This is a genomic window from Fundidesulfovibrio sp. (genome assembly GCF_058402725.1).
Map to the genome: position 1 here is coordinate 1,134 of NZ_JBZVFJ010000004.1, position 26,269 is coordinate 27,402.

The 26,269-nt window shown below is 66.7% G+C and carries 21 protein-coding genes and 1 riboswitch; of the genes, 14 read left to right on the forward strand and 7 right to left on the reverse strand.

The genetic code is table 11. The annotated features are described in order from the left end of the window. The coding region (locus tag ACV4UX_RS01150) for a methyl-accepting chemotaxis protein (protein WP_491591506.1) at positions 1-1,754 on the forward strand (1,754 nt) is incomplete at its 5' end. 53 nt (positions 1,755-1,807) lie between these two features. On the opposite strand, the gene ACV4UX_RS01155 is transcribed toward ACV4UX_RS01150, so the two are convergent. Together ACV4UX_RS01155 and ACV4UX_RS01160 are read right to left on the reverse strand one after the other, a co-directional pair. Beyond that, on the reverse strand, positions 1,808-4,099 hold the full coding sequence (locus tag ACV4UX_RS01155) for a DEAD/DEAH box helicase (protein ID WP_491591507.1): 2,292 nt from the start codon (positions 4,097-4,099) through the stop codon (positions 1,808-1,810). Between the two features lie 161 nt (positions 4,100-4,260). Then, a complete protein-coding gene (locus tag ACV4UX_RS01160) occupies positions 4,261-4,830 on the reverse strand; it encodes a hypothetical protein (protein ID WP_491591508.1) in 570 nt (189 codons plus the stop codon). Positions 4,831-5,069: 239 nt separating this feature from the next. Here ACV4UX_RS01160 and ACV4UX_RS01165 point away from each other — a divergent pair, with 239 nt between their 5' ends. The 3 genes from ACV4UX_RS01165 to ACV4UX_RS01175 all read left to right on the forward strand — a co-directional run bounded on the left by ACV4UX_RS01165 (position 5,070) and on the right by ACV4UX_RS01175 (position 7,367). Beyond that, complete coding sequence (locus ACV4UX_RS01165) at positions 5,070-5,846, forward strand: glutaminyl-peptide cyclotransferase (RefSeq protein WP_491591509.1); 777 nt, start codon at positions 5,070-5,072, stop codon at positions 5,844-5,846. Further along, on the forward strand, positions 5,843-6,085 hold the full coding sequence (locus ACV4UX_RS01170; protein WP_235957049.1) for a hypothetical protein: 243 nt from the start codon (positions 5,843-5,845) through the stop codon (positions 6,083-6,085). The genes ACV4UX_RS01165 and ACV4UX_RS01170 overlap by 4 nt, the downstream gene beginning before the upstream one ends. 112 nt (positions 6,086-6,197) lie before the next feature. Continuing rightward, complete coding sequence (locus ACV4UX_RS01175; RefSeq protein ID WP_491591510.1) at positions 6,198-7,367, forward strand: methyltransferase; 1,170 nt, start codon at positions 6,198-6,200, stop codon at positions 7,365-7,367. Between the two features lie 230 nt (positions 7,368-7,597). On the opposite strand, the gene ACV4UX_RS01180 is transcribed toward ACV4UX_RS01175, so the two are convergent. From ACV4UX_RS01180 to ACV4UX_RS01190, 3 genes are all read right to left on the reverse strand, one after another. Then, the gene (locus tag ACV4UX_RS01180; protein ID WP_491591511.1) at positions 7,598-8,323 is read right to left on the reverse strand and encodes a 4Fe-4S dicluster domain-containing protein; all 726 of its coding nucleotides are present in this window, start codon (positions 8,321-8,323) and stop codon (positions 7,598-7,600) included. Between the two features lie 14 nt (positions 8,324-8,337). Continuing rightward, positions 8,338-11,388, reverse strand: coding sequence for a formate dehydrogenase-N subunit alpha (gene fdnG, locus ACV4UX_RS01185; RefSeq protein WP_491591550.1), 3,051 nt, complete (start codon positions 11,386-11,388; stop codon positions 8,338-8,340). A 740-nt stretch (positions 11,389-12,128) separates the two neighbouring features. Then, positions 12,129-14,108 carry a peptidase U32 family protein gene (locus ACV4UX_RS01190; protein WP_491591512.1) on the reverse strand — a complete coding sequence of 660 codons (1,980 nt, stop codon included), beginning with the start codon at positions 14,106-14,108 and terminating at the stop codon, positions 12,129-12,131. Between the two features lie 291 nt (positions 14,109-14,399). Between ACV4UX_RS01190 and ACV4UX_RS01195 the strand changes: the two genes are divergently transcribed. Next, positions 14,400-15,236 (forward strand): hypothetical protein, encoded by an 837-nt coding sequence (locus ACV4UX_RS01195; protein WP_491591513.1) that lies wholly within the window; start codon positions 14,400-14,402, stop codon positions 15,234-15,236. Between the two features lie 6 nt (positions 15,237-15,242). Here the strand turns inward: ACV4UX_RS01195 and ACV4UX_RS01200 are convergent, their stop codons facing one another. After that, entirely contained in the window at positions 15,243-16,262 is a 1,020-nt protein-coding gene (locus ACV4UX_RS01200) for a hypothetical protein (RefSeq protein ID WP_491591514.1), read from the reverse strand. Between the two features lie 113 nt (positions 16,263-16,375). Between ACV4UX_RS01200 and ACV4UX_RS01205 the strand changes: the two genes are divergently transcribed. Next, positions 16,376-17,572, forward strand: coding sequence for a pyridoxal phosphate-dependent aminotransferase (locus ACV4UX_RS01205; RefSeq protein WP_491591515.1), 1,197 nt, complete (start codon positions 16,376-16,378; stop codon positions 17,570-17,572). Positions 17,573-17,684: 112 nt separating this feature from the next. Here the strand turns inward: ACV4UX_RS01205 and ACV4UX_RS01210 are convergent, their stop codons facing one another. Then, entirely contained in the window at positions 17,685-18,236 is a 552-nt protein-coding gene (locus tag ACV4UX_RS01210) for a hypothetical protein (protein ID WP_491591516.1), read from the reverse strand. Positions 18,237-18,404: 168 nt separating this feature from the next. After that, positions 18,405-18,484: riboswitch (cyclic di-GMP riboswitch) on the forward strand. 62 nt (positions 18,485-18,546) lie between these two features. Between ACV4UX_RS01210 and ACV4UX_RS01215 the strand changes: the two genes are divergently transcribed. The 8 genes from ACV4UX_RS01215 (at position 18,547) to trmD (ending at position 26,236) form a co-directional block, all read left to right on the forward strand. After that, positions 18,547-19,710 carry a diguanylate cyclase domain-containing protein gene (locus ACV4UX_RS01215; protein WP_491591517.1) on the forward strand — a complete coding sequence of 388 codons (1,164 nt, stop codon included), beginning with the start codon at positions 18,547-18,549 and terminating at the stop codon, positions 19,708-19,710. Between the two features lie 184 nt (positions 19,711-19,894). Beyond that, positions 19,895-21,028, forward strand: coding sequence for a hypothetical protein (locus tag ACV4UX_RS01220; RefSeq protein WP_491591518.1), 1,134 nt, complete (start codon positions 19,895-19,897; stop codon positions 21,026-21,028). Between the two features lie 142 nt (positions 21,029-21,170). Then, complete coding sequence (locus ACV4UX_RS01225; RefSeq protein WP_491591519.1) at positions 21,171-22,016, forward strand: hypothetical protein; 846 nt, start codon at positions 21,171-21,173, stop codon at positions 22,014-22,016. Between the two features lie 185 nt (positions 22,017-22,201). After that, positions 22,202-23,665 (forward strand): signal recognition particle protein, encoded by a 1,464-nt coding sequence (gene ffh / locus ACV4UX_RS01230; RefSeq protein ID WP_491591520.1) that lies wholly within the window; start codon positions 22,202-22,204, stop codon positions 23,663-23,665. 72 nt (positions 23,666-23,737) lie between these two features. Beyond that, entirely contained in the window at positions 23,738-23,983 is a 246-nt protein-coding gene (gene rpsP / locus ACV4UX_RS01235; RefSeq protein WP_491591521.1) for a 30S ribosomal protein S16, read from the forward strand. 61 nt (positions 23,984-24,044) lie between these two features. After that, on the forward strand, positions 24,045-24,278 hold the full coding sequence (locus ACV4UX_RS01240; RefSeq protein ID WP_173085415.1) for a KH domain-containing protein: 234 nt from the start codon (positions 24,045-24,047) through the stop codon (positions 24,276-24,278). 17 nt (positions 24,279-24,295) lie between these two features. After that, positions 24,296-24,817, forward strand: coding sequence for a ribosome maturation factor RimM (rimM, locus tag ACV4UX_RS01245; RefSeq protein ID WP_491591522.1), 522 nt, complete (start codon positions 24,296-24,298; stop codon positions 24,815-24,817). Positions 24,818-24,958: 141 nt separating this feature from the next. Beyond that, the gene (gene trmD / locus ACV4UX_RS01250; protein WP_491591523.1) at positions 24,959-26,236 is read left to right on the forward strand and encodes a tRNA (guanosine(37)-N1)-methyltransferase TrmD; all 1,278 of its coding nucleotides are present in this window, start codon (positions 24,959-24,961) and stop codon (positions 26,234-26,236) included. Positions 26,237-26,269: the final 33 nt, after the last annotated feature.

Here is a 26,269-nt window from a genome sequence, read left to right on the forward strand (position 1 = left end):
GCGTCTACGCCGGGTATGCGGTGATCGTGGCCCTGTCCGTCCTTGTCTGGTACGCGGGCCACCGCAACGCCGCGACCCTGGGCGGCGAACTGGAGCGCATCGCCGGGCCGGACATGGCCCGCCTCGCGGCTCTCAAGGACGCCCGCTTCGCCGCGCGGGAGATTGTGGCCGCCCTGCGCGCCCGGCTCATCCCGGCCGCGCGCCAGGAGTTCCTCCTGGCCCAGAAGGCAGGCTACGCGGCCAACGCGGCTGACCTGGGCAAGGCGACGGCGCGGCTCAAGGAACTGGGCTACGGGGCCGCCTCCGATCCCGGCTGGGAACGTTTTCTCCAGGCCCAGGCCGCCTTCCTGAAGGTGGCCCGGAAGCTGGACGAAACCCTGGACGAGTGGAGCCGGGACACCTCCGACGTGCTGCTCACCGTGGAGGTGCTGGCCCTGGCGGCCGTGGACGTGCAGACCGCCGGGGAGGCGCTCCTGGCGAGCCTGGACGCGCTCATCGCGGCCAACGACGCCCGCATTGCCCAGAGCATCGGCCAGGCTCGCGCGGCCATGGCCTCGGGCCAGGCGGCGGCCCTGGCGGCCCTCGGCGCCGCCGTGTGCGTGGCGGCGGCGGTGGGCTTTCTCATCACGCGCAACATCCGCAGGCCCCTTACCGCTCTGGTGGCCTTCGCCGGGGAGGTTTCGGCGGGCAACCTGGGCGTGCGGGCCGAGGGGCGCTTCATCGCGGAACTGGAGCAGCTCAAGGGCAGCCTCGAATCCATGGTGAGGACCCTCAAGGAGAAGATCGACCTCTCGGAGGCCAAGACGCGGGAGGCCGCCCAGCAGGCGTCCAGGGCCGAGGAGGCGGTGCGGGAGGCGCAGCACGCCCGTTCCCTGGCCGAGCAGGCGCGCAGCGAGGGCATGCGCGAGGCGGCGGGCAGGCTGGAGGAGATAGTTGCCGGTCTGCTGGAAGCCTTCCACGAACTCGACGCCGAGGTGACCCGGGCCAGCGCCGACTCCCAGGCCCAGCGCGAGCGTGTGGAGGCCACCACCGGGGCCATGGAGCACGTGGAGGCCGCCAGCAGCCATGCGGGCCGCTGCGCCGGGGAGGCCGAGGCCACGGCCGAGGACGCCCGCATGAAGGCCCGGGAAGGCGCGGAGGTCATCGCCGGAGTTGTGACCTCCATCCACGACATCCAGACCCAGGCCTCGGCCCTCAAGGCCAGCATGGCCGACCTCTCCAGCAAGGCGGGGGGGATAGGCAGGGTCATGACCGTCATCTCCGACATCGCCGACCAGACGAACCTCCTGGCCCTCAACGCGGCCATCGAGGCCGCCCGCGCCGGAGAGGCCGGGCGCGGCTTCGCCGTGGTGGCCGACGAGGTGCGCAAGCTGGCCGAAAAGACCATGACCGCCACCCGCGAGGTGGAGGAGGCCATCGGAGGCATCCAGGCGGGCACAGCCGCCAGCGGAGAAGGCGTGGACGAGACGGTGGAGGCCATCAGCCGCGTGGCCGTGCAGGTGGACTCGGGCGGGACCGCGCTCAAGGGCATCGTGGAACTCAGCCAGGTCTCCTCGGCCAACATCCGCTCCATCGGAGAGGCAATGGCCGAGCACCGGGGGGCCGGCGCCGAGGTGTCGCGTTCGTTCGAGGAGATCAGCCGGATGGCCGAGGAGACGGCCCAGGCCATGGAGAAGGCCCGCCGCGTGCTGAGCCGCCTGCGCCAGGCGGCGGACGCCCTGGGCGCGCTGATGGAGAAGCTGACGAAGGCCTGATGCGCGCGCCAGACCCGCCGCGCCTCAGGGGAGGCGCGGCGGGGAGGTGTGCGTCAATCCCACTCGATGCCCTTGTACTCGTCGGGCTTGTATTCGATTTCCACGGTTTTTTTCGTGGGCGCGCCCTCGCGGGCCTCGGCCTTGGAGATGCGCCGGGGTTCCTGCGGCTGGGCCTCCTCGCGGGGCTCGGGTCGCGCGCCGCGTCCGCGTCCGCGCCGGGAGCGGGAAGGCTTCGCCTCCGCGCCGCCCTCCTGGGCGGGAGCCTCGCCGACGGCGTCGGCAGGCTGCGTGGCGGGCTCGTTCCCGGGGTCGTCGTCGAAGTCCTCCGGAGCCTCGTCCTGGCCGGCCTGGGCCTCCTGGCCATCGGCGGGCTTCTTCCTGCTCCTGCGCCGCCTGCGGCGCTTCTTCTTCACCTCGCCCTGGGGCTCCTGGCCTTCGGGGGCGTCGGCGTCGGTCCGGGCCTCTTCAAGGGTGGGAGCGTCCACGGGCAGGGGCGCGGACTGGAAGAAGGGATCGTCCGGGAAGAGGGATTCTGCGGTGAAGGGCGCGGGTTCGGCCGCAGCCGCTTGCGCGCCGTCGGCGGGCGCGCTGTCCTGGCCTGGCGCGTCGGAGCCCTCGGGGACGGCCCCTTCGCCGCCGGAGCGCTTGCGTCCGCCCCGGGAGCGGCGGCGGGATTTGCGGCGCGGGGCCTCGCCGTCGCCCTGGTCGGTGGCGGCGGCGTCCTGCTCTTTGTCCTGAAGGCGGTCCTGGGCCTGTACGGCGTCTTCCTGGACCTGGGCGCGGGGCCGTTCCTCGGCGCGGGGTTCGGTACGGGCCTCGGTGCGGGGCCTTTCGCGGCGGTCCCTGTCGCGGTCCCTGTCCCTGTCCCGGCGGTCCCTGTCGCGGTCTCTGTCCCTTTCGCGGTCCCTGTCCCGGTCGCGGGGGCGTTCCCTGTGGGTCTCCACGGGCGCGCCTTCGGGGGTCTCGGGGATGGCGTGCAGGCTCGACTGGTAGCGCTCGTCCAGGAGCATGGCCAGGAGCGAGGCGTCCTCGGAGGCGGCCAGCTCCTGGGCCAGGGGCAGGAAGCGCTGCAGGCGCACCTTCTTGAGGGCCGGCACGGCGCGCAGTTCGGCCTCCAGCAGGGCCGTGAGGCGTTCGGAGACCACGGCGGAGACTTCCTCGTCGGTGGGCACGGGGCGCTTGAGGAGGTCGATGCCGAAGCGCTGGCCGATGCGCTTCATGGCCAGCTCTTCCATGATGTTCACCAGGGTGATGGCCGTGCCGGAGGCTCCTGCGCGTCCGGTGCGGCCCGCGCGGTGCACGTAGGACTCGGGGTCTTCGGGGGGCTCGTACTGGAAAACGTGGGAGAGCTCGGGGATGTCGATGCCGCGAGCGGCCACGTCGGTGGCCACCAGGAAGCGCAGGGTGCGCTTGCGCAGGCGCAGGAGCACGTGCTCGCGCATGGCCTGGGAGAGGTCGGCGGAGAGTTCCTCGGCGTCGTAGCCGAAGCCCTTGAGCACCTCGGCGATGTAGTGGACGTTGGCCTTGGTGTTGGAGAAGATGATGGCCGAGGAGGGGTTTTCGATCTCGATCAGGCGCACGAGGGTGCGGTCTTTGTCCAGGCCGGGCACCTCGATGTACTGGTGCAGGATGTCGGCCACGTGCACCTGCTTGGCCGAGAGCGAGAGGAAGTTGGGGTGGTCCATGAACTCTTCGGCCAGGCGCAGCACGTGGGGCGGGTAGGTGGCCGAGAAGAGGAAGGTGGAGACGCGCCGCTTGGGCAGGTAGCGCTTGATCTCCTTCATGTCCGGGTAGAACCCGATGGAGAGCATGCGGTCGGCCTCGTCGAAGACGAGCACGCGGATGCCGTCCAGGGTCAGGTTGCGGCGCAGCAGGTGGTCCAGGATGCGCCCCGGGGTGCCCACCACCAGGTGCGCGCCGGCGCGCAGGGCGTCGGTCTGGGGGCCGTAGCCCACGCCGCCGTAGACCGTGGCCACCTTGAGCTGCGTGTCGCCGAAGAGCATCTCGGCGTCCATGGCCACCTGCTTGGCCAGTTCGCGGGTGGGGCAGAGGATCAGGGCCTGGGTCTGGGCCAGGTTCTGGTCCAGCAGGTGGTAGATGGGCATGAGGAACGCCCCGGTCTTGCCGCTGCCCGTGCGCGACTGCACCATGAGGTCCTGTCCCTGGAGAAGATAGGGCAGGGACTTGGACTGGACGGGCATGAGCTTTTCCCATCCGGCCCGGGTCATGGCGGCGCGCAAGGATTCAGGCAGCTCTTCCAGCGTGATCTCGGGGAGTTGCGCTTCGGGCTGGATGAGGGTTTCGAATTCGTCCGGGGTCTGGGGAGTGTCTGTGGTGTTGTCCATGATCAGCCGTTGTGAGGGTTTTCCGGGCAGACCGCACGAAGCGGCGCAGTGCTTATAGCGCCTTTCGCGTGAAAGCGAAAGGCCCCCTTGCGGGGGCCTTCGGAGGGAGGGGGGCCGCTTCGCGGCGGGCGGCCCCTGTGCGGAGGAGGAGATGGGGGGTGCTAGAAGGCGTACTTCACGGCCAGGTTGCCGCCCCAGTTGTCCGAGCCCTGGCTGGAGTAGGGGCCGATGTGCTGCCAGCGTCCGGCCAGTTGGACGCTCACGTGGTCGGTTAGGAACATGTTCATGCCCAGTTCCGCGATCTCCGTGAGGTTGGAGGAGTAGCCGTTTCTGGGCACGGGAACCTGGGAGAAAAAGCCGCCCAGGCCGATGCCGCCGAACACGTTGAACCGGTCCTCGTTGATGAAGTGGTAGCGCACGATGGCGATGGGGCTGAAGGCGTTCACGGTTTCGTAGGTGCCGTTGCCGCTCCACCAGGGGTTGCGCTTCTGGGTGATCACGTAGCCCAGGCCCTCCACGCCGAGGGACAGGCCATCGATGACGAAGAACCCGGCTTCCGCGCCGTAGGTGAACATGGAGCTCACGCGGCTGTTGGAGTTGCCGTAGATGCCTACCTTTGGTTCAAGGTAGAACGTGCCCGCATCCAACGTTTTCGCCTGGGCCAGCCCGGCGCTCGCCAACAACGCGGCGGCCAGGGCGGCGAACAGGGTCTTTTTCAGCAGTGCGTACATGGTGTCCTCCTTTGTCCGGGCCTTCCGGACGCATCGCTCTATGCACTACGACGCGTTGGAAGTCCTGTCCGTTACCTGTACGGTTCATGAAAGAATGTTCATCAATGCGGAACAGTCAAGACGCCGGAGGCCATTTCCCCGCGCGGGCGTCCTTGAAGGACACGCCCGGATGCGCTACCCCCGTGGAGCGTCCGCGCCAAGTCGCCGGGCGACTCCCCCCGCACGAGGCATCCACAGCCGTGAAAGGCGTCCGCATCCTTCCCATCCTCCTTGCCGCCGCGCTCCTTCTGCTTCCGGCGGCCCCGGCCTTCGCGCGCGACCTGCCCTACACCGTCACGGCCACGCTCCCCCACGACGAGGATGCCTTCACCCAGGGCCTGCTTTTCGCGCGGGGGCATTTCTACGAGAGCACCGGGCTCTACGGGCAGTCCTCCCTGCGCCGCGTGGACCCGGACACCGGCAGGGTGCTGGCCCGGCGCGCTCTGGACCGGAACCATTTCGGCGAGGGGCTGGCCCTGCTGGGCGACGTGCTCTACCAGCTCACCTGGCGACAGCGCGTCGTGCTGCTCTACGACGCCGGGACCCTGGAGCCCCGGGGCTCCCTGCCCCTGGACACCGAGGGCTGGGGCATTGCCGCCACCCCCTTCGGACTGGTGACCAGCGACGGAACACCGACGCTCACCTGGCGCGATCCGCGGACCTTCAAGCCCGGACGCAGCGTGACCGTCACCGACCGAAACCGGCCCGTGGAGCGGCTCAACGAGCTGGAGTGGGCCGAAGGCTGGATACTTGCCAACGTCTGGCACGATGATCGCATCGCCGTCGTCTCGCCCGCCACGGGCAAGGTGGCCGCCTGGATCGCCTGCGCGCCCCTGCGGGCGCGCCTGCCGGGCCTGCCCCGGGAGTCGGACTTGAACGGCGTCGCCTGGGATCCAGAGGCCAAAAGGCTCTATGTGACGGGCAAGAACTGGCCCGCAGTGTTCCAACTGAAGCTGGAGGAGTGGCCCGCGCCATGAGAAAGACCAAGTGCAAGAACTGCCGCTACTGGAAAGGGCCCATCCCCAGCGAGCGCCGCTACTGTCCGCCCGAGGAGATGGCCAAGGGCGAGTGGGGCTACTGCAAGCGCCACGCGCCCCGGCCCCTGGTGGAAAACATCGAGTCCCTGCGGGGCAAGTCCTTCGTGGCCGTCTGGCCCGAGACCCAGGCCGAGGACGTGTGCGGCGAGTTCGCCCTGATCCCGCTCCAGAAGGATTGACCGCGCGACACCCCGGGCGGACGGCCCCCGTCTCCCCGGCAACGGCCGGTCGCCCCGGGCGGCCTTGCCAGCACGGGCCGCGCTCCGGCCCCCACCGACGGAGGGTTGACCCATGCGCTACGAGCACTCCCCCAAGGCCCTGGTGATCGCCGGTCCCCCGGCAGCGGGAAAATCCACCCTGGCCGCGCGCCTGCAGGGCGAGCTGGGCTACGCGCTCCTGAGCCTCGACGCCGCCAACGTGGAGGTGGCCGGGCGGCTGGGCCTCTCCGTCCCGGACCTGCGCCAGCCCCAGCCCGCCGTGACGGCCGCGTTCAAGGACGTGTTCCTGCGCCAGGTGCGGGAGCTGCGCTACGGGAACCTGCTCCTGGAGGGCTGCCGCGTCAGCCACCCCCACATCTTCGAGGCCTTCCGGCACGCCCTGTTCAGCGCCTACGGCGAGTACGCGATCCTCTCGTGCTTCTACCTCAACCCCGACGAGGTGACGCGCCAGCGCCAGTACCTGCTGCGCCAGGCCCAGTTGGCCAAGCAGGCCGCCAAATACCGCGACCCCCAGGCCCTGAGCCTGCTCAAGCACGAGTACGAGAAGGGCTTCTGCGCCTTCCTGGAGCCGCCCCTGCCCGGCTTCGCCGTGGTGGACTCCGCCGAGGCCGTGATGGCCCGGGCGCGCGAGTTGCAAAACGCCAGGCACCCGGAACTGCCCGTCAAATACGAGGGCCTGATCCGCTTCATCGCGGAGTCCGGCGCGTACAACCCCTTCTACCAGCGCGTGGAGGTGGAGGGCACGGTGGTGATCCATGGCTTCACGGACTCCCAGAAGTCCTGGGCCAACATCCGCGCCATGGGTGTGGACCTGGCCGGGAAAAAGGCCCTGGATATCGGCTGCATGCACGGCTACTACACGTTCAAGCTGGAGGAGGCCGGGGCGTCGCCCCTGGGCGTGGACATCGACCCGCACTCCATCGACGTGGCCAAGGAGATCGCCCGAGTGCGCGGCTCCGAGTCGCGCTTCCAGGCCGTGAACTCCGAGGACCCCTTCACCGAGACCTTCGACGTGGTGTTCGCGCTCAACGTGCTGCACCGCGTCTCGAACTTCCGGGCGGTGTGCGAGAACATCTTCACCTCGTGCACGGAGGCCGTGGTGGAGGTGGGCGAGGTGCAGCTGCCGGAGCTCTTCGCCCTGAGCGCGGGCCACGGGTTCAAGAGGGCGCGCTCGCTCAAGTCCCACCGCAGCTCCGACGTGGTTGGCCAGCGGGTGCTGGTGCACCTGGTCAAGGCGGGCTGAGGGCGGGGGCCGGGCGATTGACCGTCGGCAGGCTTGACGTTCGGACCTGTCCCCGTCGAACGATGTTGGCGGACCGTTCCACCGGTCCTCAGGGGAGGTCCGCTCCCTTCGGTTTCCGGTCGTAACGGCCCGCCTTCACTAGTATTATACCTCTGACCGTCCCGCCGCACGGTGGGGGCGTTGCCCCGGTCGCCGCTGAGGCGACCGGGGTGCGGCGTTCAGGTCTTCATCTACCCCCGCGCCTGCCGCAGGGGGCCAAGCAGCAGGTCCATGGCCGCGAGCCGGGAGTACATTCTGGGCTCTCCGCCGTCGGCCATCAGCGTACCATGATAGGCGCGCGGATCATATTCCGTCAGGAACACCACCCGGACGGAATCCCAGTCCACGAGCACGGCCTTGGGCTTGGTCTTTTTGAGTTCCTCAAGCCGCGCCTTGCCCAGGGCCAGCATATCCTCGCGCTCCCCGAAGTTCATGGCTCCGGTGGGGCAGCTTTTGACGCAGGAGGGCAGAAGCCCGGCGATCACGCGGTCATTGCACATGTCGCACTTGGTCATGATCTTGGTCTTGGGGTCCTGCCTGGGTATGTCGTAGGGGCAGGCTCCTTTGACCACGTCGAAGGGCAGCCCTTTGGTTTTATCGGTGAAGGTCACAGCCCCGGTGGCGTTGTCCAGGGCGATGGCGTCCTTGATCACGGAATCGGCGGCGTCCTTGCACGGCGGCAGCACGCAGTGGCGGCATTGGTCGGGCATGAACAGCCACTTGAAGTCCGCGCCGTCGCCGGATTCCTTGAACCGGACCACCTTCAGGGTGACAGCGGAGAGGTCCGGCGGGTTCTGGTGCGACCCCGTCTGCCTGGTGGGCTCGGCGGGAAGGTTCTTCCATTGTTTGCAGGCCACCTGGCAGCCCCGGCAGGCCGTGCACGCTGAGAGATCGACGAAAAACGTCTTGCCTGGCATGTGATTCTACCTCCCTAGGCCTTTTTCACGTTGACCATGAAGGCCTTGGTTTCCGGGATGCCGGTGTTGGCGTCGCCCACGGACGGGGTGAGCAGGTTGGCGGAGTCGCCCCCCTCCTTGGGCCATACCCAGCCGTAGTGCCAGGGGATGCTCACCAGGTGGGTCTTGTTGCCCATGACCGTCAGGGGCTTGATGCGGTCGGTGACCATGGCGATGGCCCAGGTCTGGCCCCGGAGGTTTTCCAGGATGACCTTGTCGCCGTTCTTGATGCCGCGCAATGCGGCCAGTTCGCGGCTCATTTCGCAGAACATCTGGGGCTCGGCCTCGATGAGCCAGGGTGTCCAGCGGGTCATCAGGCCGGTCTGCCAGTGCTCCGTGACGCGGATGGACGTGCACACGAAAGGATAGCGTGGATCGCAGACGGCGCGCTTGGCCTCCTCGCCCGCGAAGATGAGCGCGGCGGGGTTGTTGAGCCTTTTGGAGAAAGGATGCTCCTTGATGGGGCACTCCATGGGCTCGTAGTGTTCTGGGAAAGGACCGTCGTTGAGGCCCGGCCCGAAGAGCGCGCCCATGCCGTGCTGCTGCATGATGAACGGGTGGCGCGTGCCGGGATCGCCCCCGCCGTCCACCACGTCGATGTTCCACTTCTTTCCGGCGGCGTCCCAGGCCAGGACGGGCTTGTCCGGCTGATAGGGCACGCCCTGGGCGTTGACCGAGGCGCGGTTGTAGATGATCCGGCGGTTGACCGGCCAGGCCCACGACCAGTTGGGGAACAGGCCGATCTTCTCCTGCTCCGGGGTCTGTTCCTTGGAACGTTTGGCTGCCTTGTTGCCCTTGGCCTTGTCCGTGTCGGTGTAGGAACCGCAGTACACCCAGTCGCCAGAGCAGGTGGAGCCGTCGTCCATCAGGTTGGCGAACGCGGCCACCTGCGTTCCGGCCTTGTAGACGACCTCCGTGCCGTCCGGGGCCTTGGCCTTCACATCCTTCAAGTAGTAGCCGTTTATGAGCCGGGCCACTTTCTGCGGGTCGAAGGCGTGGCCGTCGCCCCAATCCTCGATATTGGCCCCGAGCACGGGAGCGGGGAAAGCCCCCTTGCCCTTCTTGTAGAGGTCGCGGACCTTCATGAAGAGCTCATAGATGATGTCGCCGTCGGGCTTGCACTGGCCGAGTGGCTTGGGACCGGCGTAGCGCCACTGCATCCAGCGGCCCGAGTTGGTGATGGAGCCTTCTTTTTCCGTGGACACGGCGGCGGGCAGGAAGAAGACCTCGGTCTTGATCTTCTTGGGGTCCATGCCCGGACCTTTCCAGAAGGAGCCGGTCTCGTTGTCGAAGAGGTTGACGTTGACCATCCAGTCGAGCTTGGTGAGCGCCTCGCGGGTCTTGTTGGAGTTGGCGCCGCTGGCCGCCGGGTTCATGCCCCAGGCGAAGAAGCCCTTGAACTGGCCCTTGAGCATCTGGTCGAAAAGCACCAGCCAGGAGGCGTCCTGCCCGTCGTCCAGTTTGGGGAGCCAGTCGTAGGATTGGGCGGGTTCGGCTTGCTTGAACATGGCCTTGAGCAGGCTGGCCATGTACTTGGGCTGGTGCTGCTTCCAGTTGAGGCTCTTGGGGTCGTTGCTCTTGGGAGTGATCAGGGCCTTGTAGTCGTCGAAGGTCTTGTTGGCGGCCCTTGGGGTGGGAAGGTAGCCAGGGATGATGTGGTAGAGCAGGCCCTGGTCCGTGGAGCCCTGGACGTTGGACTCGCCGCGCAGGGCGTTCACGCCGCCGCCCGCCACGCCCATGTTGCCCAGGAGAAGCTGGATCATGGCCATGGTGCGGATGTTCTGCACTCCCACCGTGTGCTGGGTCCAGCCCATGGCGTAGAGGATGGTGCCAGATTTTTCGGGCTTTCCGGTCTGCGTGTAGGTCTTGTAGACTTCGGTCAGTTTCTCCTGCGGCGTGCCGGTGACGTCGGAGACGGTCTTCAGGTCGTAGCGAGCGTAGTGCTTTTTAAGCAATTGGAACACGCAGCGTGGGTCGGCGAGGGTCATGTCGCGTTTGGGCACGCCCTTCTCGTCCATGACGAAGGCCCACTTGGACTTGTCGTACTTCCTGGCGGCCTCGTCGTAGCCGGTGAACAGACCGTCCTTGAAGTCGAAGTCCGGCGAGACGATGAAGGAGGCGTTGGTGTACTCGCGGACGTACTCCTCGAAGAAGAGCTTGTTCTCCAGGATGTACTTGATCATGCCGCCCAGGAAGGGGATGTCCGTGCCGGAGCGCAGGGGCGCGTAGAGGTCCGCCTTGGAGGAGGTCCTGGTGAACCTGGGATCCACGTGGATGAGCGGCGCGCCTTTGCGCATGGCCTTGGTGACCCACTTGAAGCAAACGGGGTGCGTCTCGGCGGAGTTGCCGCCCATGATGAGCACGCAGTCGCTGTTCTTGATGTCGATGTAGTGGTTGGTCATGGCCCCGCGTCCGAAGGACTCGGCCAGGGCGGGTACGGTGGAGCTGTGGCAGATGCGGGCCTGATGTTCGATGTAGGTCAGACCGAGGGAGCGCAGGAAGGTCTGGTAAATCCAGCACTCCTCGTTGTCCAGGGCGGCCGATCCCACTGAGGCGATGCCCTCGCAGCGGTTGACGGTCTGCCCCTTGGCGTTCTTCTCCTTGAAGGTTGCGTCGCGGGTGGCCTTGATGCGCTTGGCGATCTCCGTGAGCGCCCAGTCCCAGGATTTCTCCTGCCACTTGTCGCTGTTGGGCGCCCGGTAAAGCACCTTTTGGATGCGCCGGTCGTTCTCGGTGAGCTGGAAGAGGCTCGCGCCCTTGGCGCACAGTGAACCCTCGTTGATCGGGTGGTCCGGGTCGCCCTCGATGTTGACGGCGCGCCCCTTCCCGTCCAGTGCGGTGCTCACGATCAGGCCGCAGCCTACCGAGCAGTAGCAGCAGATCGTGGTGGACTGCTTGGTCCCCTTGAGTTTCGTCAGTTCGGCTGCCGCATGGACCGGGCTCAGGTCGAGCCCCAGTCCGCCGAAGGCGGCTACCGCGCCGCTGGCTGCGGCGATCTTCATGAAATCACGACGGCAGATTCCCATCATGCTTCTCCTTGTGGCGGATGCAGGCGGGTCATCTCCCTCGCGTCTCCCTGGAGAGGCGTACGTGTAATTCGAAGCCGTATGGAAGCGTGGGAGGATCGGACAAGATGCTTTCTAGGGAAGAAACAGCGGGCGGACGCCCGCCATGAAGGACCATGCGGCTTGCCGCAGCATGGAGGCGGTTCAGGTCGAATCCCAACCCGGAGAACGGCAACGCAAACACGTTTGCTGCCTGCATGTGCAGGACCTCCAGCAAAAACGGAAGAAGAGGGCGCGCCCTCTGGTTTCGTCAATCAGTGGTTCATGCCGGTACACGGCACGATCAGGCCCCGATCAAAGCGTCGGGGTCACGGAGACGAACTGGTTTCAGAAATGACGGTGCATGCGATCACCCCCCCCTTTCGTTCGGCTATGCCTATTCACACATAGGGCATAGATTGTATCAATGCGATGCATTGGTGCAACAGATGGATGCTTGCGCGAGATTTGGCAGCTGGCCCGGGCCGCTCACGCACAGCCCCTGAGGATCGTGGCCCTCTCGATCTGATATGTCTTTCGAGCTGCGCCGCAGGAAAAAAACAAGCCTCCACGCATGGCAAATACGTGTAGGCTTGACTTTTACTGCGCCGTGTCGGCGGGATGATGAACGGACCGCAAGAGTCGGTTTCCCGGCGGGCCGCGTGAGGAGGCCTGCCGGGAAGGCGGTACCTCCCTGGCAGGCTTGTGTTTGAAGAGGGGCTCTACAACACCCCGATCTCCCAGTTGAACACGCCGCCGCGCTCCTTGCGCTCGATGCTGGCGGGCATGGGCTCGCGCAGGTGGATCAGCTGCACGTAGCCCGCGCGGGCCAGTTCCTCTTCCTTGTCGCGCAGGTCCATCTCCCAGTTGGGGTAGATCCAGAAGTTCTGGCCGTAGCGGGTCACGAAGCAGATCTCGCCCTTGGGGCTCACGATGGGCTCGCAGGACTTCACGTCCTGGGTCATGGTGCGGCTCACGCCCAGGGGCCAGAGGCCGTGGGTCACGATGCCCAGGGGCAGGGGGCTCTGTTTCGGCAGCGCCAGCAGCTCCGCGCCGGAGAGCTCCGGCGAGACCACGGCCCCGTCGAAGCCCATGTCGCGCAACTTGCCCAGGGCCAGGACGTTGGTCACGTTGGCGAAGGGGCCGCTCCACAGGAGCATCTCGCGGCGCTTGCGGCCCATGAGCCCCAGCTGCCAGGGGGCGTTGAGCACGAAGCGCTTGCCCCCCCGCTTGAGGATGATCTCCAGGATGTCCAGGAAGTCCTTTTCCTCGTTGGGCCACACCACGGGGGGCAGCCACCACCACGTGGAGGCCGCGCGCCCCAGGGGCAGATGCTGGGTCTTGGTGGCCGACACCCACACGCCCGCCGCGCCCTTGGCCGGTCCCTTGGGGGGCTGCCGCCAGATGTGCACGCCCTCGGGCTTCACGCCCCGGGCCAGCTTGAAGGGCTTGGGCATCACGGGCTCGAAGGTCGATTCCGGCGCGGGCGCGTCGGGGAGCTTGCGCAGCTTGTCCTCCAGGCCCTGGATGCGGCGCATCAGCTCGGGCTCGCGGCGGTCGATGAGGAAGACGCTCATGCCCGCGCGGGGGCGCTCCCTGCCCTTTCCGGCCAGGGTGAGGTCGTAGCGGCCGCTCTTGGGGGTGTGGCGCGAGATGCGCACCACCTGGTGTCCGGGCTCGTCCTCGTAGCCCAGGCGCAGCAGGTCGCCGGGGAGCAGTTCCTGGCGAGGGTTCACGAAGTATTTGCGGGCGGCGCTCATGGAGAGGCGTCCCACCATCTGGCCGGAGCCGGTCTGGGAGAGGGCGTCCACGGGGTTGCGCGGCTTCTGGGGCAGGAAGGTGTAGTGGGTGGCGGGCCTGCCCAGGGCCTGGCCCAGGTAGTCCATGGCGGCCTTCTTGGCGTGGGGGTCGTCGGGGGCGTCGCGCAGGATGCGGTAGGCCGTGGTGACGTAGTAGACGTAGTGGGGGCCTTTCTTGCGGCCCTCGATCTTCCAGGCCTTCACCTGGGGCATGGTCAGCAGGGCCTTGGCCAGCACGTCCAGGGAGAGGTCCTGGCAGGAGAAGTAGCGCCCGGGCATGCCCTTGCGGGCGAACACGCGGCGGCAGGGCTGCACGCAGCGCCCGCGCAGGCCGCTCTTGCCGCCCAGGAAGCTCGACCACCAGCAGCGGCCCGAGACGTTGTGGCACAGCGCGCCGTGCACGAAGGTCTCCAGGGAAACGCCCTCGGGGCAGGCCTCGGCCATCTGGCGCATCTCGTCCACGTTGAGCTCGCGCGGGAGCACCACGCGGCTGATGCCCAGCGAGGGCATCATCGCCAGGGCCGTGGGCGAGGAGACGTTGGCCAGGGTGGAGAGGTGCAGCTCGCCCTCGAACCCGGCCTGGCGGGCCACGTCGGCCGCGCCCAGGTCCTGGATGATCAGGGCGTGGGGCTTCACGGAGCGGGCCAGGCGGTCCATGAGGCGACCGGCCTTCACTTCCTCTCCGGGCTTGAGGAAGGTGTTCATGGCCACATAGACCTTGCGGTCCATGGAGCGGGCCAGGGCCACCAGGCGGGCCAGTTCGCCCACGGAGAAGTTTTCCGCCTGCATGCGGGCGGAGAAGTGCTTGAGGCCGAGGTATACGGCGTCGGCCCCGGCGGAGAGGGCGGCAAGGAGGCTGTGGGCGTCGCCGGCTGGGGAGAGAATTTCAGGAACGTGGTTCATGGACTGGTCTCGCTTGGGAAGCGGGTTCGATCGTCAATCCGCCGAAGGCGGCGGGGCCGGCAACGCATGATGGACGCCCGACGGGCGCGGTTTTCAATCAAGGCGCAGGGCCTATAGCGCCTCGGGCGCGGGATGGCAAGGGGGAATTGGCAGGGTGTGTATTCCTTTTAAGATATTGTGTTGACATAAATTCTTTTGTGCATACAATCTTCACGATCTCCCCGGTTCGGTTCCTGGCTGCCGACCTTGGGAGGCCGAACGGAACGCACACCAAGCAAAAGGAGAAACGACATGAGCGAATGGGCTTTGGACGACGGAAGCCAGGCCGCCGGGCAGGGGCAGGGAGGGGAGGACCCCACCAACGGAACATCCATGAACCCGGAGGGCTTCAGCTTCGCGGAGCATGTGTATGACAGGTCCGGAGGAGCGCAAGGCCCCGGCGCGGATCAATTGGAGGGAGGCGGCGAGGAGTCCGCCGCGTCCGGCAGGGGGCCGCAGGACGCGGGAAAGGGGCCGATCCTGCCCGACCACCTTGGCTGGGTGAAAGACCCGGGGAAGCTCTCGGGTTTTCTGACGGACTTCAACAGGAAGTATCCGCTGAACCCCTCGACGGCGCCCAAGGCGGTGAAGGACGTCTACGAGAACATGAAGCCCCCCTCAAGCAACTACGGCCCGCCCAAAGGGTCGGACAAGGACGCGGCGGAATACTGGGCGCGCTACTTCGGCTTCCCGGACCAGTACGCCGCCAACAAGGTGTCCGTGGAGTCCAAGGGCAAGGCGGACGCCTGGGTGTCTGGCTCTCAGGCGGCAGGGCTAGGTCAGGTTCGGCCCAACGCAGCCTACGACGCGGGGTTCGACTTTGGTCCTCGAGACAAATACGGGAACCTCAGGTCGCAGGAACATGTGCAAACTTTCCGGAAAGCCATGGAGGACCCAGGTTTCAATAGCATGGTTTCTTCAATGTATTCAAGGATGTCCTTCAATGTCGAGAAAGGAAATCCTTTCAAGTCAGAGGCAGGATACAACCAGGGGCCGTATGGCATCAAGAGAGGAGACGCATGGACGGAAACAGCCCGGCGGTACGTCCAGGAGATGTTTCCCGGGCAATGGGATGGCAGCACCAAATGACGCTGGTCATCGATCATGAAGCCAGTGGAAGACCGCGCTGTTGAGGGCATGGTTCTGCTTGTCCAGGGCTCCGTGGTAGCGATCAATCATCCGTTGGAGGCGTTTTGCAATCCACTGCTCCGCTGGTGGGAACGGCTTGTGTCCATAGTCATCCCAGCAGGTGTCGTGCAGAACGGTTTCCAGCGCCCATCCGGCCTCTCCGGTGAACGACTCGACGAAGACCAAGGCCTGATTCGGGCTTGCGGGTGTTAGCCTGGCTGCCAAGGCCATGCCAAGAATGTCGCCACGCCACGTTGCCCAGGCGTGAACAGTTCGCAGGCGCGCTGGCCAGTTTCTGGATATGCGGGGGCCGTACGTAGTCTCCATCCGAAGGGCCTGGGCGGTCAACGTAGCGACCTCGCGGATCAGCCGTTCATAGGCTGGCCAGCGCTCGGCCAATAGCGGCGGTCCGCCCGGGGGCGGTCCGCCGTCATTGGCCCGGACAGCCAGGATATGTCGAGCTTGCGTCAGGAGTTGCCGGAGTGTTTGGCTCTGGTCTTCGAAATTGCGGAACATGTCTTGCGCCTCAGGCGTCTTCGCGACAGAGCCCACTCCGCGCCGAGCAGCGTCGATCCAGAGTCTGTCCGAATCCTCAGTGTCGCGAAGGCGTCCTGCGATCGAAGCGAATACCAGGCGCGCTGTAGGATCATCCCGACCTGCGAAGCCAAGGGCCACCGCTGCCCGCAGCAGTTCCAGCACTGCATCGTTCTGCCTGAAGGATGGAAGGTCGGATTCGTTCCAATCAAGCCAGCCGGGCCCGGGCTTGACCTCGGCCAATCTGGCAAGGATCGTGCGCCTGAATTTCTCCGGGAAGGCAAGGAAGAACCCCTGTTGCGCCTGCTCCAATTCCCCGATGAGACGCTGCAGGTCGTCCGGCGCTCCTCCGGCCCGGCAAGGCGCGGCCAGAACGGCCAGAACGGCCAGCGCGGCGGCGAACGGGCGCAGGCAGCGTGCGAGCATCTCTGATGTTTCGGTGATGCGAAGCATATGTGCGAATCTATGGATGGATGCGCCCGAAGTGTCAAGGCGTCTCCCGCACGCTTGAAGTGCGCGCCCCGGCAGGGTAGAAGCCGACTTTCATCACGCTGAAGGAGACGCACATGACCTTGCTTTCGGCCGAGATCGCGGACGCCTTGTCCAAGGGCTCCTGGATCCGCAGGATTTTCGAGATGGGCGCGGAGATGAAGAAGCTCCACGGCGCGGACCGCGTCTACGACTTCAGCCTGGGCAACCCCGACCTGCCCTCGCCCCCCGTGGTGGGCCAGTGCCTGGCCGAGATGGCCCAGCGCGCCCAGGAGCCCTTCGCCTTCGGCTACATGCCCAACGCGGGCTACCCCCACGTGCGCGAGGCCCTGGCCGAACAGGTCTCGCGCGAGCAGGGCATGGCCTTCACCGCCGACGACCTGCTGCTCACCTGCGGCGCGGCGGGCGGCATCAACGCCTTCTTCCGGGCCGTGCTCACCCCGGGCGACGAGGTGCTCTGCCCCAGGCCCTACTTCGTGGAATACGGCTTCTACGCGGGCAACCACGGCGGCAGGCTCGTCACCGCGCCCGCCAAGCTGCCCTCGTTCGATCTGGACGTGCCCGCCATGCTGGCGGCCGTCACGGAGCGCACCCGGGTGATCCTGCTCAACTCGCCCAACAACCCCACGGGCCGCATCTACTCCGAGGAGGCCCTCACGGAGCTGGCCCGGGGCCTCAAGGCGCTCAACGCCAGGCGCGAGAAGCCCATCCTGATTCTGGCCGACGAGCCGTACCGGTTCCTGGCCTACGGCGGGGCCACGGTGCCCTCGCTGCCGCGCATCTACCCCTACACCGTGGTGGCCAGCTCCTTCTCCAAGAACCTCTCCCTGGCGGGCGAGCGCATCGGCTACGTGGCCGTGTGCCCCACCATGCCGGGCAAGGAGGAGCTCATGGCGGGCGTCGTGTTCGCCAACCGCATCCTGGGCTACGTGAACGCCCCGGCCATCGGGCAGGCCATCCTGCTCAAGGCCCTGGGCAGCCAGGTGGACGCCTCCGTCTACGAGGACCGCCGCGCCGCCATGGCCAGGGTGCTCGCGGACGCGGGCTACGAGTTCCACCTGCCCGAGGGCGCGTTCTACTTCTTCCCCAAGGCCCCGGGCGGCGACGACGTGGCCTTCGTGGGCAAGCTGCGCGACCAGCGCGTGCTGGCCGTGCCCGGCTCCGGCTTCGGCATGCCCGGCTACTTCCGCCTGACCTTCTGCGTGGACCGCAAGGTGATCGAGAACGCCGCCGAAGGCTTCGCCCGCGCCATCCAGGACTTCGAAAAGGAATAGCCCGGGTCTCCCGCCCTTTCCGCAAGGCCCCCGCGAGCATTCGGCGCGCGGGGGCCTTGGCGCGTCCGGGCAAGGCCGTCGGAACGGGCAGGGGAGGGCGATGCGCAAGGTCTCAGACGTGCCAGCGGGTGTGCCCCCACGGCTTGAACACCGTGACGAGCACCATGAAGGCCACCACTCCCAGCTGGGCGGCGGCCACCACGCCCTGCAGGGCCGAGAGCAGGATGGAGCCGGGCGGCACCGGTCCGGCCGGGTCCATGAACCAGCTCAGGCGGGCCATGCGCTCCAGCCAGGGGGAGAGCACGAGGAATCCCGCGAGGTTGTAGCACACGGTGACGACCCATTTGAGGATCACCCACCAGTATTTCATGAAGCCGTAGGGGGTCATGGCCGAATAGAAGAAGCCCGTGACCATGCAGAGCAGGGCCGAAGGGGCCACCACGTCGCGGTCGATGATCCAGACGATGGCGCGGTAGGCGTGCATCTGCGCGCCGTTGGCCGGGTCGAAGCCGTACTGCACCAGGGTGAGGCACACGGTGGCCCCGGCCCAGAGCGCGGCGAAGCACACGTGCAGGATCTTGAGCCAGCGCAGGGGAAAGCCCCTCAGGCGGTAGCCGATGAGCTGGTGGTCGCCCGCGAGGTCTGCCTTGGTGACGCGGCTCATGCCCTTCGTCTACCACCCCGCGCGCCTTCCCGCAACGTGGGAGGCGGCGGCGCGCGGCTGCAGAAACGATGGCGATGCGCCGTGACGGCCTGAGCCGACCGATATCCGTGACGCCAAGAACCGCCTTGCCGGTTGACCCCGGGGCCGGACTGCGGTAGCGCCTATGCCGACTCGCAAAGCCAACCCCGCCGCGAGGCGGGAGACGGAAAGCCGCGGATCTCCCAACCTGAGACAGCCGGGCCGCCGGGTTCCCTTCCAACGGGGGGAGCGCCGGCTTTTCTTTTTTCGCCCGGGAGAAGACGGACCGACCATGAAGACCCCTTCCGCATCGGACGGCAAACTGTTCCTTGTCCCGGCCATCTACTTCTTCCTGGCCATGCTCTGGGTGCTGGGCTCCGACGCCATCGCCTGGCAGATGTTCGGGGCGTGGCCGCCCGAGGCCATCAAGGACATCTCCATGCTCAAGGGCCTGGCCTTCTCGGCCTGCACGGCCCTGTTCCTCTCCTTCCTGCTGCACCGCCACTCGGTGGCGCGATCGCGCATGGTGAAGAACATGCGCCGGGTGATCCGCAAGATCAACCGCATCAGCCGCGCCCACCGGCGCGCTGCGGCCGAGTTGGACGCCATCTTCGACAACTCCCTCGTCGGCGTGCTCTTCGCCGACGAATCCCTCACGGTGCGGCGCGCCAACCGGGGCTTCCTGGAGATGATGGGCCGCACGCGCGAAGAGGTGGTGGGCAAGAGCGTCTGCAATCTCTCGCAAGGGGGCTGCGGGGTCTGCGAGGAGTTGCTGCGCGCCATGGACCGCAACCGCCCGGAGGCCGGGGCGACCGAGTCCGAGTTCGCGGTGGCGACGCCCGGCGGGACGCGCTGGATGCAGATGTCGCTTTCGCGCGTGGGCGCCGGAACGGAGGCGCGCGGGCATGTGGCCGTGCTGCGAGACATCACGGAGCGCCGCCGCGACGAAGAGCGCATCGCCTACCTCTCCTACCACGACTTCCTCACGGGGCTGCCCAACCGCAGGCTCTTCACCGAAAAGCTCGCCGACGCCTGCAAGCGCGGCAGACGCTACGGCGGCGGCTTCGGCGTGCTCTATATCGACCTCAACGACTTCAAGCGCTGCAACGACACCTACGGCCACGAGTTCGGCGACGCGGTGCTCAAGGCGTTCACGAAGATCGCCTCGGAGTGCCTGCGCGAATCCGACGTGCTGGCGCGCCTGGGCGGCGACGAGTTCGCGGTGATCCTGAACGCGGTGGAGAAGCGCTCCTCCTGCGAGAAGGTGGCGCGCAAGCTCCAGGAGGCCCTGGCCCGCGTGCGCGAGGTGGACGGCCTGCCCTTGAGCCTCTCGGCCAGCATGGGCGCGGGCGTGTTCCCCCACGACGGCGAGGACGTGGACGCCCTGCTCACCGTGGCCGACCGCAACATGTACGTGCAGAAGGACATCCACCGCGCCGGGGCGGCGGTGCAGTAGAGCGGCGCGACAGCCCCGATTCGCGCAGGTTCGAGAGAGTTCCTCGTCCGGCGTCCCGGTCTGCCCGGGAAGCGCGGACATGTCGGCCTCCACGGTCCCGCCTTTCCGGCGCGGAGCAAGGAGGCCGTGTTGTTTCGGCACGTCGCGAACCTTCTCGACTCCCCACCCGGACGATCCGGGACCGTTGGAGAACTATCCCTTCGGCCGTCCGCCGCTCACCCCGGAACAGACCCGACGGGCCTACGCCCGGCAATTGGGGATCGACCCCTCGCAGATCGACCCCAACGGAATGAAGCTCATGCTGGATGAGCCCGGGCCTGGACAGGCAAGCCGGACGAACAACACCGCGACAACAACTCCCGGCATCGGCGGATTGCTCTCCAGTACCGGGCGGACGACCACCCCGGGCGGAGTCGTGTGGGGCTCCCAGGGCGGCTTGCTGCCTGGCGTCGCGGGCACGGGGCCGTCATACGACGTGCCTGGATTGGCTGGGGGCAACTGGCCGGGCCAGGGTGTTCCATGGCTGCCGACCGGCTCTTCCGGCATGCCGGGCGGCCCGGCGGAGAGTCCCGGGCAGGCGACGCTGGCGGGCATGTCCCCAGGCGGCGGTGCTGGGTTCGGCGTTGCGCCAGTCGATCAGAACGTTTATACAGGCGCTGCGGGATTGCTCGGAATCCCGGTGGGCAGCCAGGGGGACTCCCCGGGCTGGGCAGCGCCGCAAGGGGCTGCGCCCGGGCATGGTCTCCTCGGGTGGGCCGCTGCAACGCAACAACCGGGGCAACCCGGCCAGACCGGCACGCTTTGGGGCGATACGGTCCCATCGCCGTGGGATCGGCAGGGGGCGCCGGAAGGCTGGCAGGAGAGCGGCGGCACTGATCAGGAGGAAGAAAAGCCCAAGGAAGCCCCGAGTCCGGGAGGGACGATCCTTCTGACGGCCTACGAACAAGGGGTTGGGCGAGTAGGGCACAGTGCGCTGTACATTCCAGGAAAAGGCTTTCTCTACGATCCGGCAGGGACCTACAACCAACGGATACGGGGAACTGGAGGGTGGTTCTACGAGGGCGACGAGGATTTTCCGAGCCTACAGGACTACCTCAAGTACCACAACAAGACGGGTTGGGTTGATCAGGACAAGATTCCTACAACGCTCAGTGAAGAAGATCTGATCATCAAGAGAGTGGAGAGCATGCGAGACCCGGCCGGGCCATACTGCGCTAGGTATGTTTCAGAGGCACTTGCTGGAATCTGTGGGATTACCAACACAGACTTACCGAGAGAATTGCAGGGTCAAGCAAAAAGGGCTAGGCGCAATGAATGAATCCCCCCTGAATCGGCTAGGCAGGTCCACCGCCGCGACGTTGGTCGCGGCGGGCGTCTGGCTTGCCGCGCCCACGCGGGAGTTGTTGTTTAAGAGTTACCGGCCGGTTTCGGAATGTTGGGAGGTCGCAGGGACGTATTTCGTGCTCATGCTGGCCGGGCTGTATCTGTTCGATCGCCCCATCCGGGAGGGCAGGCTGTGGGTGGTGATGATCGGGATGTGGTTTTTGGGGATGGGGACGTCCTATGGGGCGGAGGTGCTGTATTATGCCAATACGCTCATGCCGTGGGAATACCCACGGTATATGTACGAATCGGGGTCGAGGGATCTGTTGATTTTAGTAGAGTATTCGTTTGCAAAAGCAGCATTTGGCTATGCCATGCTGCTCGCCCTAGTGCATCGCTCACTCCCGGGATTGTTTCAAAATCTTGGTGCGCTGGTCAATGGAACAAATGAAGGTCAATTCTGTCATATCACTCTGCTGGACCAGGCTGGGAGTGGAACGGTACTGTCTGTGGATGGATACGACGAAAGGCGTGAAACTCGGCTGAAAAGGCTCTGTGTGAGCGGTCTCGCCACCGCGTTGGGGGCGTGCATCATGTTGGTCACGCCACTCAGAGGGCTCTTTTATTTCCGCTATTGGCGAATGTCAGACCTGGTATGCCGAGGTGTTTTTTATTTTATAGCTCTCTGGGTAGTGGCGTATTTGGGCTACAATTTTGTCCGTAAGGAGAGGCTGGCGGTTGTTGTCATGGTCTCATCATTTGTCGGTATCGCTGTCGAGGTAGGCTGGTACTTGATTAATACAGAGAAGTATTTTTGGGGGCGTGCTGTCGAAAATGTAAATATGTATGATGCGTGGAGGTTCGTGGCGTTTGGCGCGCTCTGGTCGATGCTCCTCTGGACGCACGTAAACGCCGTGATCGTGGCGCTCCTCTGCCGCTACCTCCCGCGGCTGGTGGGTTGGGTCGGCGGGCTGAGGGTGTGATGTCGTGGTGGAGGCTGCTCAGGTCTCGACGTTCGCCTGAAGCGCGTTGGACCAAGCACAATCGCCACGCCAATCTCCCGCACGCGCCCGTTCCTCTCTCCCCACGACCCGGCACCCCTTGACTTGACGGCCCTCCCTGGCTAAGGGGGAGGGCTTCTTTTTTCACGAAGCCTAAAGAAGGGACCATGTTCGAAAGCCTGCAAGACCGCCTCGAAGGCGTATTCAAGAAGATTCGCGGCCACGCCCGCCTGGACGAGGCCAACGTCCAGGAGGCCCTGCGCGAGGTGCGCCTGGCGCTCCTGGAAGCCGACGTGAACTTCAAGGTGGTCAAGGCCTTCACGGAGCGCGTGCGCGAACGCGCCCTGGGCCAGGACGTCCTGAAGTCCCTCACGCCGGGCCAGATGGTGGTGAAGATCGTCCACGAGGAGGTCCTTTCGCTCCTGGGCGGCGAGGCCCAGACGCTGGACTTCCGCCAGAAGCCCCTCATCGTGATGATGACCGGCCTCCAGGGCTCCGGCAAGACCACCACCACCTCCAAGCTGGCCCTCTGGCTGCGCCGCCACCACAAGCGCAAGCCCTACCTGGTGCCCGCCGACGTCTACCGCCCCGCAGCCATCGAGCAGCTGCACAAGCTGGCCTCCCAGCTCGATTTCCCCGCGCACCCCTCCACCACCGGCCAGAACCCCGTGGACATCTGCCGCGAGGCCGTGGAAGAGGCCGCCCGCCAGGGCTGCGACGTGGTCATCCTCGACACCGCCGGACGCCTGCACATCGACGAGCCCCTCATGGAGGAGCTCAAGGCCATCAAGGCCGCGGTGAACCCCCACGAGATCCTCTTCGTGGCCGACGCCATGACCGGCCAGGACGCCGTGACCGTGGCGGGCAGCTTCAACGAGCGCCTGGACATCACCGGCGTTGTGCTCACCAAGATGGACGGCGACGCCCGAGGCGGCGCGGCCCTCTCCATCAAGGAGGTCACGGGCAAGCCCATCAAGTTCGTGGGCATGGGCGAAAAGGCCTCGGACCTGGAGATCTTCCACCCGGACCGCGCGGCCTCGCGCATCCTGGGCATGGGCGACATCCTCTCGCTCATCGAGAAGGCCCAGGAGGAATTCGACGCCACCGAAGCCGCCGAGATGGAGCGCAAGCTCCGCCAGGCCCAGTTCACCCTGGATGACTTCCGCACCCAGATGCGCCGTGTGAAGAAGCTGGGTTCGCTGGAGTCGATCCTCAAGATGATCCCGGGCATGGGCAAGATCACCAAGCAGCTTGGCGAGGTGCAGATGCCCGAAAAGGAGATGGCCCGCCTGGAGGCCATCATCGGCTCCATGACCAAGAACGAGCGTCTGGAGCCCAAGATCATCAACGATTCCCGCAAGCGCCGCATCGCCAAGGGCTCGGGCGTCCAGGTGGGCGACGTGACGGCGCTGTTGAAAAATTTCGAGCAGATGCGCATGATGATGCAGCGCATGATGGGCGGGGGCAAAATGCCCAAGATGCCGTCCATGCCCGGAGGGCGCATGCCCGCCGGAATGCCGGGCATGCCCGGTATGCCCGGCATGGCCGGACTGGCCGGCGCCATGGGGGCCAAGGCCGGGTCCACCAAGAAGAAGAAGGACAAGCGCAAGAAGCGCAACAAGAAGCGCTGAGCGCGGCCAAGCCCCACCGGGCTTGCCAGCGGAAGAAAACACGTTACTTATCCTCACTGGGGGTGAACGATTATGGCCGTCAAACTGAGACTCACTCGTATGGGCTGCAAGAAGCGTCCCTTCTACCGCATCGTCGCCATGGACAGCGCCACCCGCCGCGACGGACGCGCCCTGGACTACATCGGGCACTACAACCCCATGGCGAACCCCGCCGAGGTGGTGGTGGACGCCGAGAAGGTGGCCCAGTGGATCGAACGCGGCGCGCAGCCCACCGACACCGTGGCGGCGCTCCTGCGCAAGGCCGGCAAGAGCAGCTAGTCTGGATGCCGGCCGGCTCGATGCGGCGCCCTGCAACGTGCCCGACACACGGAGGCGCCAGATGTTGAAAGACCTCATCGAATACGTGGCCAGGTCGCTGGTCGACAATCCCGACGCCGTACAGGTGAAGGAGGTCGAGGGCGAGCAGACGTCCGTGATCGAGCTCAAGGTCGCCAAAGAGGACCTGGGCAAGGTCATCGGCAAGCAGGGGCGCACGGCAAGGGCCATGCGCACCATCCTTGGCGCGGCCTCCACCAAGGCGCGCAAGCGCTCGGTGCTGGAGATCCTCGAATAGGCCGGGAGGGCCGGAGATTGGAGAAGTCCAAGCTGGTCGTCATCGGCGAGGTGGTCAAACCTCACGGTATCCGGGGGGAGTTCTGCGTGGAGAGCCACGCGGACTCCCCCCGGCTGTTCGCCGTCGGGGCGCGCCTCGGGCTGCGGGGGAAACACCGCCCGGAGCGCTTCGTCACGGTGCGCTCGTGCCGCCCGCACCAGGGGCGGCTCCTGCTCACCATCGAGGGCGTGGAGGACCGCGACGCCGCCGACGCCCTGCGCGGGCTGGAGGTGGTGGTGCCCCCAGAGGCCCTGCCGGATCTGCCCGACGACGAAATCTACCTGCACGAGATCGTGGGCTTCGCCTGCGTGCTCCCCGACGGCACGCCCGTGGGCGGGCTGGAAGGCTTCATGGATTCCCCCGGGCAGGACCTCTGGGTGATCCGCGCCGCCGACGGCCGCGAAATCCTCTTCCCCGCCCATGACGAATCGGTGGTGGCGATCGACGAGGAGCAGCGGCGGATCGTGATCGACCCGCCGCCGGGGCTGTTGGAGCTTTAGCGGATGTCGTTGTCCTGCCAGGCCGTGGTGGAATTTTCACCATGACATGGTAAAATTTTTACCATCTCTGCGCGTCACGGTTTCACCCCCCTTCGGCTACCGCCTTTGGGCCGTGCCCGTCACGGCCCTGTGGAGCTGACCATGCGCTTCAACCTCCTCACGCTGTTTCCCGAATTCTTCGAGTCCCCGCTCTCCTGTGCGCTCATGGGCAAGGCCCGCGAGCAGGGCGTTGTGGACTTCAACCTGGTCAACCCGCGCGACTTCGCCTTCAACAAGCACCGCTCCGTGGACGACCGCCCCTACGGCGGCGGTCCGGGCATGGTCATGGCCCTGGACCCGCTGGCGCGCGCCCTGCGCTCCCTGGAGGACCCCGGGCGCATCCTGCTCATGAGCCCGCGCGGGAAGCCCCTCACCCAGGCCCTGGCCCGGGAACTGGCCGCCGGACCCGCCGTGACCATCCTTTGCGGGCGCTACGAGGGCATCGACGAGCGCCTGCTGGACCTCTTCCCCGTGGAGCTCGTCTCGGCCGGGGACTTCGTGCTCTCGGGCGGCGAATCGGCCGCCATGTGCCTGGTGGAGGCCGTGGCCCGGCTCGTGCCCGGATTCATGGGCAAGGAGGAGTCCGGCGAGGAGGAGAGCTTCTCCGCCGGGCTGCTGGAATACCCCCAGTACACGCGCCCGGAGGTCTACGAGGGGCTCCCGGTTCCCGAGGTGCTGCTGGGCGGCGACCACGCCAAGGTGGCCGCCTGGCGGCGCGAGGAATCCCTGAGCCAGACCCTGGCCCGGAGGCCCGACCTCTTGGGCGAGGCCCCTCTCACGGGGCCGGACAGGCGCTTCCTGGCCCGCAGGCCGCGCACGCTCCTGGGGCGCGCACTCTACGTGGCCCTGGTGCACGGGCCGGTGCTCAACAAAAAGGGGCACACGGTCACTGTGTCCTTGACCAACCTCGATCTGCACGATATAGCCCGCATTTCCCGAACGTACGGGCTTGCAGGGTTTTTCGCGGTCACTCCCCTGGAGGACCAGCAGGCCCTGGCGCGCACGCTCCTGGGCCACTGGACCCTGGGCGCGGGCGGCCGGGCCAACCCCGACAGGGCCGAGGCGATGGGGATGGTCCGGGTGGCGGCCACTCTCGAAGAGGCCGTCTCCCAGGCGAGGGAACATGCGGGGCAGGACCCCTGGGTGCTGGCCACCAGCGCCCGGCCCGACGGCGGGGTGACCCCCGGCGCGGTGCGCGAAACGCTGCGGGAGCGCCCGGTGCTCCTGGCGCTGGGCACGGGTTCGGGGCTGGCCCCCGAGGCGCTGGCCCTCACGCACGGCCAACTGGCCCCCGTGAGGCCCTTCGGCGCCTACAACCACCTGCCGGTGCGCGCCGCCTTCGCCATCCTCGCGGACCGCATCCTGGGCGACATTTTTTGAGGCTTCCCGGCGAAGCCAGACATAAGGAGACAG